The 14,288-nt window shown below is 63.5% G+C and carries 14 protein-coding genes and 1 pseudogene; 8 read left to right on the plus strand and 7 right to left on the minus strand.

All coding sequences use genetic code 11. The features are described from left to right. Nucleotides 1-36: 36 nt before the first annotated feature. From sod to C453_RS12935, 4 genes and pseudogenes are all read right to left on the minus strand, one after another. Nucleotides 37-682, minus strand: a pseudogene (gene sod, locus C453_RS21015) (superoxide dismutase [Mn]). Next, on the minus strand, nucleotides 664-825 hold the full coding sequence (locus C453_RS21020; protein WP_083881604.1) for a hypothetical protein: 162 nt from the start codon (nucleotides 823-825) through the stop codon (nucleotides 664-666). Before C453_RS21020 ends, sod begins: the two are co-directional and overlap by 19 nt. 158 nt (nucleotides 826-983) lie before the next feature. Further along, nucleotides 984-1,589: a DJ-1/PfpI family protein gene (locus C453_RS12930; protein WP_008325046.1), complete on the minus strand. Its 606-nt coding sequence runs from the start codon at nucleotides 1,587-1,589 to the stop codon at nucleotides 984-986. A 79-nt stretch (nucleotides 1,590-1,668) separates the two neighbouring features. Further along, on the minus strand, nucleotides 1,669-3,111 hold the full coding sequence (locus C453_RS12935) for a cryptochrome/photolyase family protein (protein ID WP_008325047.1): 1,443 nt from the start codon (nucleotides 3,109-3,111) through the stop codon (nucleotides 1,669-1,671). Nucleotides 3,112-3,391: 280 nt separating this feature from the next. On the opposite strand from C453_RS12935, the gene C453_RS12940 reads away from it, so the two are divergent. Beyond that, on the plus strand, nucleotides 3,392-4,201 hold the full coding sequence (locus tag C453_RS12940; RefSeq protein WP_049907688.1) for a hypothetical protein: 810 nt from the start codon (nucleotides 3,392-3,394) through the stop codon (nucleotides 4,199-4,201). A 4-nt stretch (nucleotides 4,202-4,205) separates the two neighbouring features. Here C453_RS12940 and C453_RS12945 read toward each other — a convergent pair whose 3' ends face one another. Further along, nucleotides 4,206-4,883 (minus strand): 6-hydroxymethylpterin diphosphokinase MptE-like protein, encoded by a 678-nt coding sequence (locus tag C453_RS12945; protein WP_008325054.1) that lies wholly within the window; start codon nucleotides 4,881-4,883, stop codon nucleotides 4,206-4,208. A gap of 371 nt (nucleotides 4,884-5,254) precedes the next feature. On the opposite strand from C453_RS12945, the gene C453_RS12950 reads away from it, so the two are divergent. From C453_RS12950 to C453_RS12970, 5 genes are read left to right on the plus strand one after another with little or no spacing between them, the layout of a single operon-like run. Beyond that, on the plus strand, nucleotides 5,255-5,821 hold the full coding sequence (locus tag C453_RS12950; RefSeq protein ID WP_008325056.1) for a response regulator transcription factor: 567 nt from the start codon (nucleotides 5,255-5,257) through the stop codon (nucleotides 5,819-5,821). 25 nt (nucleotides 5,822-5,846) lie between these two features. After that, nucleotides 5,847-7,808, plus strand: a complete 1,962-nt coding sequence (locus C453_RS12955) for a HAMP domain-containing sensor histidine kinase (RefSeq protein ID WP_008325058.1) — start codon at nucleotides 5,847-5,849, stop codon at nucleotides 7,806-7,808. Nucleotides 7,809-7,854: 46 nt separating this feature from the next. Beyond that, on the plus strand, nucleotides 7,855-8,886 hold the full coding sequence (locus tag C453_RS12960) for a PstS family phosphate ABC transporter substrate-binding protein (protein ID WP_008325060.1): 1,032 nt from the start codon (nucleotides 7,855-7,857) through the stop codon (nucleotides 8,884-8,886). 44 nt (nucleotides 8,887-8,930) lie between these two features. After that, complete coding sequence (locus tag C453_RS12965; RefSeq protein ID WP_008325062.1) at nucleotides 8,931-9,509, plus strand: hypothetical protein; 579 nt, start codon at nucleotides 8,931-8,933, stop codon at nucleotides 9,507-9,509. Next, a complete protein-coding gene (locus tag C453_RS12970) occupies nucleotides 9,506-10,294 on the plus strand; it encodes an RNA methyltransferase (protein ID WP_008325063.1) in 789 nt (262 codons plus the stop codon). Before C453_RS12965 ends, C453_RS12970 begins: the two co-directional genes overlap by 4 nt. 12 nt (nucleotides 10,295-10,306) lie before the next feature. Here the strand turns inward: C453_RS12970 and C453_RS12975 are convergent, their stop codons facing one another. Next, nucleotides 10,307-10,762 (minus strand): MaoC family dehydratase, encoded by a 456-nt coding sequence (locus C453_RS12975; RefSeq protein ID WP_008325064.1) that lies wholly within the window; start codon nucleotides 10,760-10,762, stop codon nucleotides 10,307-10,309. A 132-nt stretch (nucleotides 10,763-10,894) separates the two neighbouring features. Between C453_RS12975 and C453_RS12980 the strand changes: the two genes are divergently transcribed. Next, the gene (locus C453_RS12980; RefSeq protein ID WP_049907700.1) at nucleotides 10,895-11,815 is read left to right on the plus strand and encodes a M48 family metallopeptidase; all 921 of its coding nucleotides are present in this window, start codon (nucleotides 10,895-10,897) and stop codon (nucleotides 11,813-11,815) included. Between the two features lies 1 nt (nucleotide 11,816). Continuing rightward, on the plus strand, nucleotides 11,817-12,344 hold the full coding sequence (locus tag C453_RS12985; RefSeq protein WP_008325066.1) for a hypothetical protein: 528 nt from the start codon (nucleotides 11,817-11,819) through the stop codon (nucleotides 12,342-12,344). A 36-nt stretch (nucleotides 12,345-12,380) separates the two neighbouring features. Here C453_RS12985 and gatE read toward each other — a convergent pair whose 3' ends face one another. After that, on the minus strand, nucleotides 12,381-14,249 hold the full coding sequence (gatE, locus tag C453_RS12990; RefSeq protein ID WP_008325067.1) for a Glu-tRNA(Gln) amidotransferase subunit GatE: 1,869 nt from the start codon (nucleotides 14,247-14,249) through the stop codon (nucleotides 12,381-12,383). Nucleotides 14,250-14,288 lie beyond the last annotated feature (39 nt).

A 14,288-nucleotide genomic window follows, 5' to 3' on the forward strand; every position in this document is an offset into this window, starting at 1 on the left:
CGAGCAGTCGAAAGAAATATCGGGGTTTTCTGGGCGTTACTCGAAGAGTTCGACGGCCTGCTCGTAGCGGGAAGCAGGTTCGTCCCAGTCGACGACCTCGAAGAACGCGGAGACGAAGTCACCGCGGGCCGGGCCGTAGTCGTGGTAGTAGGAGTGTTCCCAGACGTCGAGCGCCAGAATCGGGTGCGAGCCCCAGAGTGCGCCCTGGTCGTGCTTGTCGACGACGACGTTCCGAAGCTGGTTCGAGAACGAGTCGTACACCAGCAGTGCCCAGCCGCCAGCNGTGCGAGCCCCAGAGTGCGCCCTGGTCGTGCTTGTCGACGACGACGTTCCGAAGCTGGTTCGAGAACGAGTCGTACACCAGCAGTGCCCAGCCGCCAGCGGCACCCGCTGCGGCTTCGAATTCACCCTTCCAGGCTTCGTAGGAACCGAAGTCCTCCGCGATGCGGTCCGCGAGTGCGCCTTCCGGCTCGTCGCCACCCTCTGGGGACATGTTCTGCCAGAAGAGGTCGTGGAGAATGTGTCCACAGCCGTTGTGGGTGACATTGCGAAGTGCGCCAGCGGACGAGCCGAACTCGCCAGCCTCGCGGTTCGCTTCGAGCGTCTCTTCGGCGGCGTTCCAGCCGTTGACGTAGCCCTGATGGTGGGTGTCGTGATGCCACGTCAGCACCTGCTCGGAAATGTGTGGTTCAAGCGCGTCGTACTCGTACGGAAGCGGGTCGAGTTCGTANGGTGGGTGTCGTGATGCCACGTCAGCACCTGCTCGGAAATGTGTGGTTCAAGCGCGTCGTACTCGTACGGAAGCGGGTCGAGTTCGTAGCTCATAATGTATAACCTCCGTACTTTGGGTGGGACGGAAACATGTTAAATCTTGAGGAGTGGTGTGGTACCACAAGACACGGTCACACGGTCGCAGTCCGGTGATTTTTCGACTTTCGAGAAATAATTTCCACTCCGATTTTGGGGTCGATTACCTGTTCTTGTCAGCCCTCGAACGGAGTCGTTCGCCGCTCGTATTCGATTTCCCGTGCGACTCGATTGGCGACGTCGGCACCGAACTCGCGTTCGACCACGTGCAGCGACAAGTCGAGCCCGGAGGTGACGCCGCCAGCAGTGAGTACGTCACCGTCGTCGACGACGCGGGCCGAGACCACGTCGGCATCGGTGGCTCGGAGGTCGTCCAGCGCGTCGCCGTGTGCCACTGCTGGTCGTCCGTCGAGAATGCCAGCGCGAGAGAGTAGCATCCCGCCGGTACAGACGCCAGCGACGGTCGCCCCCGATTCGTGAAGCGCCGCAATCGCCTCTGGAATGTCGCCTTTCTCGGCTTCGGCCCACGCACTCTGTTCGGCACGGGAGTTCCACCCGCCGCCGGGGACGACGAGAAGGTCTGGGTCGTCTGCGTCGGGGTCGAGAACCCCATCGACGCCGACGCGCATCCCGTGGCTCGCGGTGACTGTGTCGCGGTCGTCGAGCGCGACGAGTCTCGCCGTGCAGTCCGCACCGAATGCGCCGGCGTTCTGGAACACTTCGAACGGGGCGACAGCGTCGAGTTCGTCGAAGCCGTCGTAGAGGAGAATCGAGACGTGCATACCTCGGCAATCGGTTCGAACCGAGTTAGCCGTTCGTGCTGCGGCGATGGTAGTTCCCCGCGTTGTGACGACGGTCTACTCAGTCGTCGCCGCGTGCGGTCTCGAACATCGAAAGCGCCATCTCTCGTCGGTCGGCGTGGTCCACGATTGGGTCCGGGTAGTCGGGTGCAACCCGGTTTCGTTCCGTCTCGCTCAACTCGTGCCACTCGTGGATGGCGTTCGCGCTTGCCTCCCGCAGCTCGGGGACGTACTGCTTGATGTACTCGGCGTCCGGGTCGTAGCGCTCGCCCTGCGTCATCGGGTTGAAGATACGGAAGTACGGCTGGGCGTCGGTCCCCGTCGAGGCGGCCCACTGCCACCCGCCGTTGTCGTTTGCAGTGTCGTGGTCCGAGAGATACTCCCGGAAGTGCGCGTAGCCGTGTCGCCAGTCGCACAGCAGGTCCTTCGTCAGGAACGACGCGACAATCATCCGAACGCGGTTGTGCATGTACGCCTCTTCTCGAAGTTGACGCATCCCGGCGTCGACGATAGGGTAGCCGGTGTGTCCCGATTTCCACGCCGCCAGCTCCTCGGGGTCGTCGCGCCACTGGATGTCGTGTTCGTACTCTTTGTAGTTCTCGGAGACGACGTTCGGGTTGAACCACAGGACGTGGCTGTAGAACTCGCGCCACGCGAGTTGCGATTGGAACTCCTCGACCGACTCGTCGCGATCGCCACCCACGCCTTCTCGGGCGGCCGCTGTCTTCGCGAGCACCTCACGGACGCCAATCGTCCCGAACTTGAGGTCCGTCGAGAGGCGCGATGTCCCACCGCGTGCGGGAAAGTCCCGGTCGTCGGCGTAGCGGTAGATGTCGTCTTCACAGAAGTCAGCCAGTCGCGCTCGTGCCGCCTCGGTTCCCGCGGAAATCACGTCGGCGTCCGGGGCGTCGAACCCGAGGTCAGAAAGCGTCGGTAGCGACCCGACCGTGACGTTCTCGACCGACGAGACGGCCGATTCGAGCGTCTCTGCGTCGGCGAGGTCGGTCGCGTCAGGGTCAGGAAACGGGTCTGGTTTGTCGCGGTCGCGCCACTTCTTCCAGAAGTAGGTGTACACCGAGTAAGGGTCGCCCGCGTTCGTCGTGATACTGCCCGGCGGGAAGATAATCGCGTCGTGGACTGTCTCGCGGTCGATTCCCGCCTCGTCGAGTGCGAGCTCCACGGCCTGGTCCCGCTCTTTGGCGAGTCCCGAGTAATCGACGTTCCAGACGACGCGCTCGGAACCGAGCGCCTCGGCAACGGCGGGGACGAGAGACCGGGGGTCGCCACGAGCGACGAGGAGGTCACTTCCCCGACCCCGATACGACGCCCGGAGTTCGGCGAGCGCGTCGAGCATGTATCGGACCCGAGGCGCCCCCGCGTGTTCGAGAACTGCGTCGTCGAACACGAACAGCGGAGCGACGACGTCCTCGTCCTCCGCGGCGGCTGTCGCGAGTCCGCGATTGTCGGCCGTTCGCAGGTCCCGCCGGTGCCAGTGCAGTTGCATATCCGCGCCTCAGGACGGACTGCACCTGAATGTGTCGGCGGTCGTGGTGGTATGCAGTTCCAAACGCGAAAAATGGTGGCCTACTCGGTGTGAGACAGTGCGTATCTGTCGAGGTAGTGACTCGGTACTCAGATGGTATCTTCTCAGAATACCTATGCAGTCTGACATTCGTACCTAATAGTACGTTATCTCCCGATTTCAGGGAACACCGCACGTTTATATTCTGGATATCTGGTGTACGCTGTCCATACCTATACGGCTACAGAACCTCGTAGCTGACATGTCCGGGCGTCAGCATTCTGTGGAACTGGACGTTCTCCAGCCCCCGCTCCGGGCGGCCGAATTAATTCCGCTCGTGGTCCTCGCGTTCCTCTGTGGGGTTCTCGGGTGGCTCGTCTGGGAACCGCTCGGAGTGTTCCTCGGCGTTCTCCCACCGGCCGTCGTCTTCGGGTTTGCGTACCAAGATAGTCGGAAATCAGCCCCACCGGGACTCCCTGCACCCGACTCGACGACACCACTCGCACTCGATGGCCGCGTCGACCTCACCGCGTCCCTTCGCGCTGCCAACGTGTTCTCCGCAGAGTCTTCGGAGACGCCGTCGCTATCGGAGCAGTTCCGGTCGAAGTGGCGAACGAACATGGTCGAGATGGACGACCGTGAACACGACGTAGACGCGCTGGCTGACTTGCTCGGCGTCTCTCACTCGCGTGTCGAACTCGTCTGGGACGAACGCGGATTGGTCGCTCGTCTCGACGACGGTGAAATCGGCCGCTGGACGTCCCGTGCCGCGTTCGTCGCCGACTTGACGGCCGTCACGACGTTCCGCCGACAGTACCCCGCGTGGTGGCGACTCTCCACACCGGACCGAAACCGCGTCCTCGGGGCGCTCAGGCTCAGTCTACAGCAGTGCCCGACGTGTGATGGCGACGTGTTCGTCGAGAAGGTACGGACGAACGGCACCACGTACCGTGTCACGGCGACCTGCCGAGGATGTGACGCTGAACTGTTCGACGCCGAGATGTCGGGCTCGGATAGCGGGGTCTCGGAGACCGAACCGAACAGAGGCCCGGCACAGAACCCGTCGAGCTGAGTTCCTACGGCAGCGGGTCGATGCTCTCTCGCCGCCCGTCGAGTACCGAAAACGAGTCGCCGCGTCGACGTTCGAGCCATCGTAACAGCCGCTCGGCCCACGCTAACTTTCGCGCTTTCTCCGGGCCGACAGTCGGGTCGTCGAAGTCCCAGCCAGCAAATCGCAGTTCGTCGGCACCGAGTTCGTCGGCGATGAACGCCGCACGGTCGCCGTCAGTAAACCCACCCCAGTTGACGACTGGACCGACTGGCTCGGCCTGCGTCGTCGCGAGGACGTGGTCCGCGTCGAACTTCGGCACCCACTCGCGAAGGGTCGGGATGTTATCGCCGTGGGCGGCGACAGCCACGGGCGTCCCGGCCTCGGTCAGTTCGACCGCAGTCTCGGGGTTTTTGTCCACGTCGGTCACCATCAAATCGAGGTCGAAGCCTGCCTCGCGCACCACGTCGGCGGCGGTCGAGGCGGCGACGACGATGTCAGCACCCTCGAGTCGGTCGAGGTCGTCGGCGAGTCCCGGTGCTGCACCGCAGATAACGACGGTTTGACCGGCCCAGCTCAGTCGGCCGCGGTCGAACGGAGTTGCGAGAGATGCGAGAACGTCGCGGGCGCGCTCGTCGCCGTCGCGGTCGTAGCCGAGGTCGTCAAGAATCAACTGGTAGACCGGGTTCCACGTGGTGAATTTCATCGCTGTCGCTCGGGTGTGTACGTCATAGCTGTGGCTCAGGAGTGTAACTGTATGGGCCGGAATGGCACTCGTGTACCCCTACCCGCGTGCCCTTCCGGCGTCCACAGGACCGTTTTAGAGTCGGATGGTATAAGTTTTCTCTTAGTCGAACGGTCAGCGTCGGACGAGGGTCTGACGATTGGACGATTCAGGTCGCGTGTGACGCCCTGCGTCGGCATCGTCCTGCCGGCCAGTATCGTCTCGTCCCGCTTGGGTGAGAACCGTCTCGTCAGTGCACATGAGGCCTATTGAGTGTTCATAGCAACCACTTAGTAACTATCTGGTCTGCTTGAAAGCAAGTTGGCGTCTGTGGGCTGACGCCACGAATCCTCATGACTGGCGATGGACTCCCAACGGTACTCACCGTCGACGACGAGCCTTCCTTGACAGCGCTCTACGAAGCGTGGTTACGGGACGAGTACAGTGTGTACACCGCCACGTGTGGCGATGACGCGCTTCAGCTCGTCGAAACACATGACGTCGACATCGTCATGCTCGACCGAGAGATGCCCGGCCGAAGCGGAGAGGCCGTCCTTGAGGAACTCCGTGCTCGCGGCTACGACTGCCCGGTCGTGATGGTCACTGGTGTCGAACCCGACGTGGACATCATCGAGATGCCGTTCGACGATTATCTCGTGAAACCGGTCGGGCGCGAAGGGCTCATTTCGACCGTCCAGAACCTACTCACTCGGCAGTCGTACGACGAGCACGTCCGCGAGTTCTTCGCGTTGGCCCGGAAGAAAGCCGTGCTCGAAGCGGCCTGTGACGGCAGTTCACTCTCTCTGTCGGACGAATTCACCGAACTGAAAGCCGAGTACCGTGCCGCCCGCCGGCGTGCTGACGCCGCCCGTGACGACCTTCTCACCGAGGAACTCGGCGAGGTAGTACTGCACCACTGATGACGACGCGTGGAACCGTCTGGTGATGAAATCGCGTTTCCTTCCCCGGTTCGTGAGACAGCGGTACGCTGTCAAATTCGTTCTCGTCCTCGGCGTCGTGGCGTTCGCGATTGCGCTCGTCGGCGGGTACTCGTACGTCCACGCCAACGACGTCATCGGCGACGAGACGCGGACAGAGATGGTTGCGGACGCAGAGATTCAAGCACAGAACCTCGACGAGTGGCTCACTCGAATGGAGGTGCAGATGCGTTCGCTCTCGGAGTCTGCGGCCTTCCAATCGGGCGACGAGCGTGATATCAGTCTCTATCTCTGGTCGGTGGTCGAACGCGACAGCGACATCGACGCGGCCTACTATATCGACACGAGAAACGAGACCGTCATCACGGGGACTGGAAGCGCCAGTATCGCCTCGGCCGAGTCGGTGACGAAGTTCTATGGCCGACAGGAGTTCACTGCGCTGGCGCAACGAACGCAGGGTGACGTGGTCATTTCCGACCCGTTCCGTCCCTCGCCGGACGCCGCGCCGGTCATTCTCTTTGCGACGGCAATCCCATCCGAACCGAACCGCGCGGTCATCGCCGTTGCGAACCTCGAATCGCTCTCTAAAGCACACCTCCACGACAACGCCGACGGTCGGTTCGTCGTCGTCGACCCCGAGGGAACCGTCGTCCTCGCCGAAGACGAATCACGGATACTGAGTTCCGACAGTTTGGACGGGGCACAGTACGGTGACACCTCGGGGTACCTCTCGGGCGTGTCGCTCCAAGAGACGTCGACCGAGGTCGGCTATGCTCACCTCGACGCACACGCGTGGGTCGTCACGTCTCGCGTCCCGACGGACTCGGCCTACGCGCTCCGGACAGACATCCTCACGCAGATTCTCGCGACCCTGTTGGTCGTCGGCATCGGTGCGGGCGTCATCGCCGCCACCATCGGTCGTGACACCGTCGACGCGGTGCAGACGCTGGCTGCCAAAGCGACTGCACTCCGCGACGGTAACCTGGACGTCCCCATTGAGCGCGACCGAGAAGACGAGTTCGGCGACCTCTACGAGGCGTTCGACGTGATGCGAACGTCGCTTCGAGACCAGATTGTCGAGGCTGAGCGAGCGCGACGAGAGGCGGAAGACGCCAGAGAAGAGGCATGGGCCGAAAAGGAGGCCTCCGAGCGTCGCCGCCGACATCTCGAACGAACTGCCGAGACCTACGCGCAGGTGATGCAGGCCTGCGCCGACGGCGACCTCACGGAACGAATCGACCCTGACGACGAAAGCGAGGCGATGGCGGTCGTCGGCCGGTCGTTCAACGAGATGATGGACGAAGTCGAGGCGCGCAACGAGCAACTGAAGACCGTCTCACACGTGCTCTCGCACGACCTTCGAAACCCACTCAACGTCGCAATCGGGCGCGGAGAACTCCTCGAAGAAGACGCCGCGAACGACCACGTCGGCCCGCTTTTGGAGTCGCTCGACAGAATCGACGCCATCATCGACGACGCGCTGGTTCTCGCGCTGCAAAGTCGGGTCGAGGACACGCTTCCGGTGACGTTACACGACGTCGCCCAGCGGGCGTGGTCGCACGTCGATACCAAGGACGCGACACTCACCGTCGACGAATCGCTTCGATTCGCGGCCGACCCGAACCTCGCCGGCCACGTCTTCGAGAACCTCTTTCGGAACGCGGTCGACCACGGTGGTCACGACGTGAGTGTCCGAATCGGGGCGCTCTCTGAGACGCACGGCTTCTACGTCGAAGACGACGGTCCCGGAATCGACCCTGCGGACCGAGACGAAGTTCTCGAACCGGGCTACACGACCAACCGTGCCAACGGTGGCACCGGATTCGGCCTCCCAATCGTCGTCCAGGTGGCCGACGCCCACGGCTGGACCATCAGCATCGAGACGGCTACTGACGGTGGCGCGCGCTTCGAGTTCACCGACGTGGCCGACGTCGAAGCGAACGTCGGGAGCGCAGCCACCACCGTATGACCGCATTGCATTCAGCAATCGGACGTGACACCTTCGCCCGCCAAAAATGACCGACTCGACACCCACAGACCCCTCGACACGATGCACAGCGTACGTCAATCGCCGGACAGCCCTCGGAACGCTCGGGTCGCTCGGACTCTCCGCACTCACGGGCTGTCTCGGTGGCGAAGCGAGCAGTTCCCCAAATCAGTCCACGACGACCGCGACGACCGCGACCCCAGAGAACCTCTCTGGACGCATCCGAATTGCCGGAAGTAGCACTGTCTACCCGCTGACGCTCGCCGTCGGTAACGCGTTCATGAAGAAGCACCCCGAAGTCACCGTCTCGGTCACATCGACCGGGACCGGCGGCGGATTTGCGGACTTCTTCTGCTCGGACCGAACCGCCATCAACGACGCGAGTCGAGCAATCGCCGACGACGAAGTCGCCGCGTGCGAGCGCGCAGGTGTCGAGCCGATTGGCTTCCAAATCGCTATCGACGCCATCACGGTCGTCGTCAACCCCGATGCCGACTGGGTGGACTGCGTCACACTGGACGAACTCGCCGACATCTGGGGCGTCGGCGGTGCGACGACGTGGAGTGACGTCCGACCGGAGTGGCCGGACGAACCGCTTGACCTCTACGGCCCGACGACCGCCTCGGGAACGTTCGATTACTTCGGTGAGACTGTCCTCGGGCCCGACACCGACCAGCGGACCGACCACGAGACGACAGAGCAGGACAACGTCATCGCCCGGAACGTCAGCAACTCCACGTACTCGATGGGATACTTCGGACTCGCGTACTTCCTCCAGAACAAGGACGCGGTGCGAGCGGTCTCCATCGACGAGGGTTCGGGGTGCGTGTCGCCGTCGCCGGACCACGCCAAGAGCGATACGTACGGAGCGCTCTCTCGGCCGCTGTACATCTACGTCGCCGCGGACGAACTTTCACGCCCCGAAGTCGCCGCGTTCGTTCGATACTACCTTCAACAGTCCATGACGACGGTCCCCGCGGACGTCGGGTACGTCCCCGTGACCGAGCGAATGGCCACGGCGAACCTCGACACGCTCGATGGGTTCCTCTCGAAGTCGTGACCGGCATCACGCTCTTTTTATCCGTTGCTCGGTAACGCTGGCTTATGGCGAAGGTCAGCGTTGGACTCCGAGGATGGCGATTCGAGGAGTCAGAGATATTCTCTGAAGAGGGTGAGTTCAAACCGCTCGACGAGATTCCCGAAGACGCCCGCGAGCGTCTCGTTCGACTCGTGAATCTCGTCGAAGAACCGTGCGACGCCTGCTATCTCGTCCACGGCGACGAGGAGATTCAACAGTGTCGGCAGGCGGCTATCGTCTACGGCGAACCCGGCGAGGAGGTCCTCCTGTGTTCCCAACACGAACCGGACTTCCTCTATTGGTTCCGCGAGGAAGGCGGCCGCGAACTGGCGGGCGACGATATCTTCGCAGACGCCTTCCACGAGTGGTTCGTAGACGACGGCCGCGCCCCCGAGGGCTACGCAGGCATCGACCACGTCGAAACCGACCCCGACGACCTCCCGTCGCCGCCGGACGCGTCCGAGATTCAGCGTCGTCTCGAAGAGGGCTTCGAGGGCGAACGAATCAACCTGCGTGATTACGGCCCGCAGGACGACGATTCGACTCCCCTCGAGGAAGGCGACCTCGACGATATCGACCTCGACACCGACTACCCGACCAAATGAGCGACGACGCAGCCTCGACCCCGACGGCTGGCGACGACTCGGACCACGAGTTCGTCGTCGTCGTGGTCGAACCCGAGACGCCCGGCAACGTCGGTACCATCGCTCGGGCGATGAAGAACTTCGGTATCTACGACCTCCGTCTCGTCAATCCGCCGCCGTTGGACCCCGACGGAGAAGCCTATGGGTTCGCCGGACACGCCCGCGAAGACGTGCTTCCGAACGCGACCGAGACGACCTTAGAGGAGGTCGTCGAGGAGTTCCACACCATCGGAACGACCGCCGTCTCTCACGAGGACTCCACCCGACACGTCCGCTACCCGTTCAAGACGCCCGCCGAAGTCGCCGACTCATTGGAGTCGGTACAGACCAAGACGGCACTCGTCTTCGGCCGCGAGGGGACCGGCCTCGACAACGAGGAACTCGGGATGCTCGACGAGGTGTGCTGTATCCCGGCTGACCACCGCTACCCCGTCTTGAACCTTGGACAGGCGGCGACCATCCTCATGTACGAACTCCGTCGCTTCACCGTCGACGAGATACAACTCCCCGACGTGGAGCGAGAGCGTGCTTCCGAGGCCGAAATCGACGTCGTCTACCGGTTCTTCGACGACCTGCTCGACGCCATCGACTACCGGGAACACAAGCGCGAGAAGACGTCGCAGATGATGCGACGACTCGTCGGCCGCGCGCACCCGACAGAGCGCGAGGCGGCCACGCTCACGGGTGTCCTTCGCCGCGCCGCAGAACACGTTCGGAATCCCGAGCGCTTCCGCGACGACGACTGACCTCGCTCCGGATTACTCCGATTCTCGGCGGACGAACATCACGAGGCCGACGAACGAACAGACCTTCTCCACCTCGCCTGACTCGCGCTCTGCGTAGGTCGTCGTCCGAATCTCGGCGAGTCCGCGGTCGTCCGTCTCGGGCGTCAGCTCTAGCACTTCGTTCTCGATAGTGAGCGTGTCGCCAGGATAGACCGGTTTCCACCAGCGGAGTTCGTCAACGCCCTTCGCGCCGAGAGCCGCGGAGTCGTTGAGGAAGCCGTCCACGAGGAGGCGCATCGTCATTGCGGTCGTGTGCCACCCGCTGGCGATGACGCCGCCGTACATCGACTCGGCTTCCGCCCGCTCGGGGTCGGTGTGGAACCACTGCGGGTCGTACTGCTCGGCGAACTCCAGAATCTCGTCTCTGGAAACGTCGTAGTCGCCGAATTCGTAGATATCGCCGACCGTGAGGTCTTCGAAGAATCGCATATGACTCGCTTCGGACGGCAGTGTCGAGAAAGTAGCGGTGTGTCGAGAACCCCAACGCCCGACAACTGTTTGCGACATGCGCTCGTAGGTAGTCCCGAGATGGCCTCGCCCGCAGGTCGCTCGCGCTTCCAGATGGTTCTGGTGGGAGTGACCGTCCTCGTGTTTTATCTCACGCTCAGCGCCCTCAGCGCCTTTGCAGTGGTGACGCTGTGGCGACTCCGCCCTGACCCCGTGACGGGTGCGCTGGTCGGCGTCGGCATCGCGGTCGTACTCGGCTATCTGAGTTTCCGCTTCGGGACGGTACGACTTCTCAGTCAACTCGACGCCCGTGACCTCTCGCCGATGGAGGCACCCAGTGTCTATCGCCTCCGCGACCGCTTGTCTGAACAGATGGGAATCACGCCGCCGTCACTGAAACTGGCGCACTTTGCGGCCCCGAACGCGATGGCGCTCGACCCAGTCGGCCGCGACGTGGTCGTCCTTGACGCGGCGCTGTTTCGATTGCTCGACGGCAACGAGTTCGAGGCGCTGTTGGCGCACGAACTCGCGCACCTCGAACGAAAAGACAGCCTCGTCCAGTCGCTCGTCGCAAGCATCATCCAGACTGCCGTGGGCGTCGGGTTCTTCGTCGTCTCACCAGTGACGTTCCTAACGACCGGTATCGCGCTCGGGACCGCGTGGATTCGCGGAACGCCACGCGAATGGGACAAGACGATTCCGGGGCGGTTCCGACGACTCCTCGATACGTTCGTCGGTGCGTTCGGCTTCGGCCTGACAGTTCTCGTTCGCTTGCAGGCACGCAAGCGCGAATTCGCCGCCGACGCCAGAGCCGCGGAGGTGACAGGTAAGCCGCTTGCCCTCGCGTCGGCGCTGCGGAAACTGGAACGCGCATCCCGACCGAAATGGGGCATGTCGCCGCTGTGGGTCTACGGCGAAGTCGAGGTCGACGACCCCGTGTCGGACCTCCTTTCGACCCACCCCGCGACCGACGAGCGCGTAGAGCGCCTGCAAGAGATGGCCGACGAGTCGATGACGCACATCGAGGTGGAGTAACGTGCCCGGAACGCCCGACCCTGTGCTCGGTAGTCAGCTACTGACGTACACCCTCGCATCAGTCACCAGTCTCGTGTTGGTCGCCGTGGTGTATGCAACCCGGAGACGAATCGCCCGCAGTTGGGTACCGCTGGCACTGCTCGGGTTCGGGTATGCCACCGTGACGCTCTCGGTCTGGGCAGTTGCCCGGCTTGCGACCGATGCGCTTCCCTCTGGAATCATCGAAGACCCCCTTTCGGCGGCCGGGTTCATCGCGTTCTCGTTCGCGGTGCTCGCCGGGTTCGTCGTCGTTGCGGCCGGGTTGTACGCGCGTCGTGGTCTCCTCGTGCCGCTCGTCGGTCTGTTCGGCTTCACCGAACTCGTCTGGTGGTCGTTTCTGCACGTTCGCGGCGAGACCGACGCACTCGGGATGTTTGCCCTATTCGGGCCGGTGCTCGTCGTTGCCCTCCTCCTCGCGGCCGTTTTCGAGTACGTCGCTCGGACGCTCTGGAATCGGGCGACTCGCGGTGGCGACCGCTCGATGACGTGAGAACGCAGCAAAAAGGACGACTGCGCGGCCCCGGCGTTAGGATCGCTTTTGAATCTCTTCGCGGAGCACGTCGCTCACGACGCCACCGTCGGCCTTGCCGCGGAGTGCGCCCATTGCTTCGCCCATGAGGGCGGAGAACGCGCCCATGCCTTGTTCTTCGACCTGTCCGGCGTTACGCTCGACGACTTCCGCGATTGCCTCGCGGACTTCGTCTTCGGAGACGCCCGAGAGTCCGGCCGCTTCGACCGCTTCTTCGGCCGTGTGGTCCGGGTTGTCGGCGATAGTTTCGAGGACTTCGTTGACGCCCTCTTTCGCGAGGTCGCCGTCTTCGACGAGATGCATGACGGCGAGCAGGTGGTCGTCGGTGATGTTCTCGACCGCGACGTCGTCGCGGCGGAGTTCGGTGAGCGTCGATTCGAGGAGCCCCGCCGCGAACGTCGCGTCGATGCCCTCGTCGACCGCCTGCTCGAACAGCGGCATCTTGCGGCCGTAGGCCACTTGGTCGGCGAGTCCCGCGTCGAGACCGAACTCGTCCTGATAGCGGTCGACCTTCTCGGTGAGGAGTTCGGGCGTCTCCACGTCGCTGGGGTCGAGGTCGACCGGGATGACGTCCGTCTCGGGGTACATCCGGGCCGCGCCGGGAAGCGGGCGAAGGTAGCGCGTCGTGCCGTCGTCGTTGGCACCGCGGGTCTCTTCGGGGACTTCCTCGATTGCGACTTCGGCGCGGTCGGCCACCGCCTCGATGGCGAGGTCGGCCGTTTCGGGGTCGTCGGCGACGATTGCGACTGCGTCTTCGGGACCGGCATCGACTGCCTCGCGGAGCGCGTCGACTTCGTCCTCGGTGACGCCGTAGGCGGGGAGTTCGTCGGTGTGGAAGATGCCACCCGCGCCGTGGCGCTTGGCGTGGTCGGAGAACTCGGTTCCGAGGCGGCGGTCGGGCTGGAGTTCGCGGCCGACGAGGCCATCGAAGCCAGCGAGACGAACGCCCATGACCTTCCCACCGGAGTCGAGCGCGCCGCGGATGACGCCGGAGTCGGAGTCCTCGAACACGTCAGTCACGTCGGTCACGTCGCCGACGGCGGCCTCACGAGACCGCAGTTCGTCGCGAATCTCGATGAGTTCGGCCTGTCGGCCGACTTCGAAGCGGACGATTTCGTCGATTTGGTCGAGGGCCTGTACACCCTTGATTTCGACGCGTGCGCCCTCTTCGATGGAGACGTTGACGTCCTGGCGGATGGTGCCGAGGCCGCGCTTTACTTTACCGGTAGAGCGCAGGAACATCCCGATGGTCTCGGCCGCCTCGCGTGCCTGCTCGGGCGAGGAGATGTCCGGGCCGGTTCCGATTTCGACGAGCGGGATGCCGAGGCGGTCGAGACTGAAGAGGACGCCGTCGTCGCGCTCTTCGATGCGCTGGGCGGACTCCTCTTCGAGCATGATGTCGACGATAGAGACTGGACCCTCGCTCGTCTCGATTTCCCCGTCCTGCGCGACGAGCGTGGTGCGCTGGAAGCCGGAGGTGTTCGAGCCGTCGATGACGAGTTTGCGCATCACGTGCGCTTGGTCGACCACCTGCATGTCGAGCAGTTCGGCGATTTGCATCGCCACGGTTCGCGCCTCGACGTCGAGTTCGTGCGGCGGTTCGTCGTCTTCTTCGACCAGACAGGTCGTGTCGTAGGCGAGGTACTCGAACTCGCGGTCGACACGGCTCTCTTCGAGGGCAGCTTCGTCGAGTTCGCCGAGTTCACTCTTCGTCGGGTGGAGGAAGCGCGTGAACGTCCGTTCCGCTTCGTCGGGCTCGCGAAGTGCCGTCGGACAGCTACAGAACAGCTTCGTCGCAGTGTCGAGTTGCTGGTGAATCTCCAGCCCCGCGACGAGTCCGAGGTCCTCGTAGTCGTACTCGCTCATTGGTACTCCCTGTGACCGCGGGACTAAAAAAGGAATCAG

Source organism: Haloferax elongans ATCC BAA-1513 (assembly GCF_000336755.1).
In the GTDB taxonomy this organism is placed as follows: domain Archaea; phylum Halobacteriota; class Halobacteria; order Halobacteriales; family Haloferacaceae; genus Haloferax; species Haloferax elongans.

Coding starts and splice junctions, on each gene's coding strand:
- C453_RS12930 (WP_008325046.1), bottom strand. CDS start 1,589: ATGCACGTCTCGATTCTCCTCTACGACGGCTTCGACGAACTCGACGCT.
- C453_RS12935 (WP_008325047.1), bottom strand. CDS start 3,111: ATGCAACTGCACTGGCACCGGCGGGACCTGCGAACGGCCGACAATCGC.
- C453_RS12940 (WP_049907688.1), top strand. CDS start 3,392: ATGTCCGGGCGTCAGCATTCTGTGGAACTGGACGTTCTCCAGCCCCCG.
- C453_RS12945 (WP_008325054.1), bottom strand. CDS start 4,883: ATGAAATTCACCACGTGGAACCCGGTCTACCAGTTGATTCTTGACGAC.
- C453_RS12950 (WP_008325056.1), top strand. CDS start 5,255: ATGACTGGCGATGGACTCCCAACGGTACTCACCGTCGACGACGAGCCT.
- C453_RS12955 (WP_008325058.1), top strand. CDS start 5,847: ATGAAATCGCGTTTCCTTCCCCGGTTCGTGAGACAGCGGTACGCTGTC.
- C453_RS12960 (WP_008325060.1), top strand. CDS start 7,855: ATGACCGACTCGACACCCACAGACCCCTCGACACGATGCACAGCGTAC.
- C453_RS12965 (WP_008325062.1), top strand. CDS start 8,931: ATGGCGAAGGTCAGCGTTGGACTCCGAGGATGGCGATTCGAGGAGTCA.
- C453_RS12970 (WP_008325063.1), top strand. CDS start 9,506: ATGAGCGACGACGCAGCCTCGACCCCGACGGCTGGCGACGACTCGGAC.
- C453_RS12975 (WP_008325064.1), bottom strand. CDS start 10,762: ATGCGATTCTTCGAAGACCTCACGGTCGGCGATATCTACGAATTCGGC.
- C453_RS12980 (WP_049907700.1), top strand. CDS start 10,895: ATGGTTCTGGTGGGAGTGACCGTCCTCGTGTTTTATCTCACGCTCAGC.
- gatE (WP_008325067.1), bottom strand. CDS start 14,249: ATGAGCGAGTACGACTACGAGGACCTCGGACTCGTCGCGGGGCTGGAG.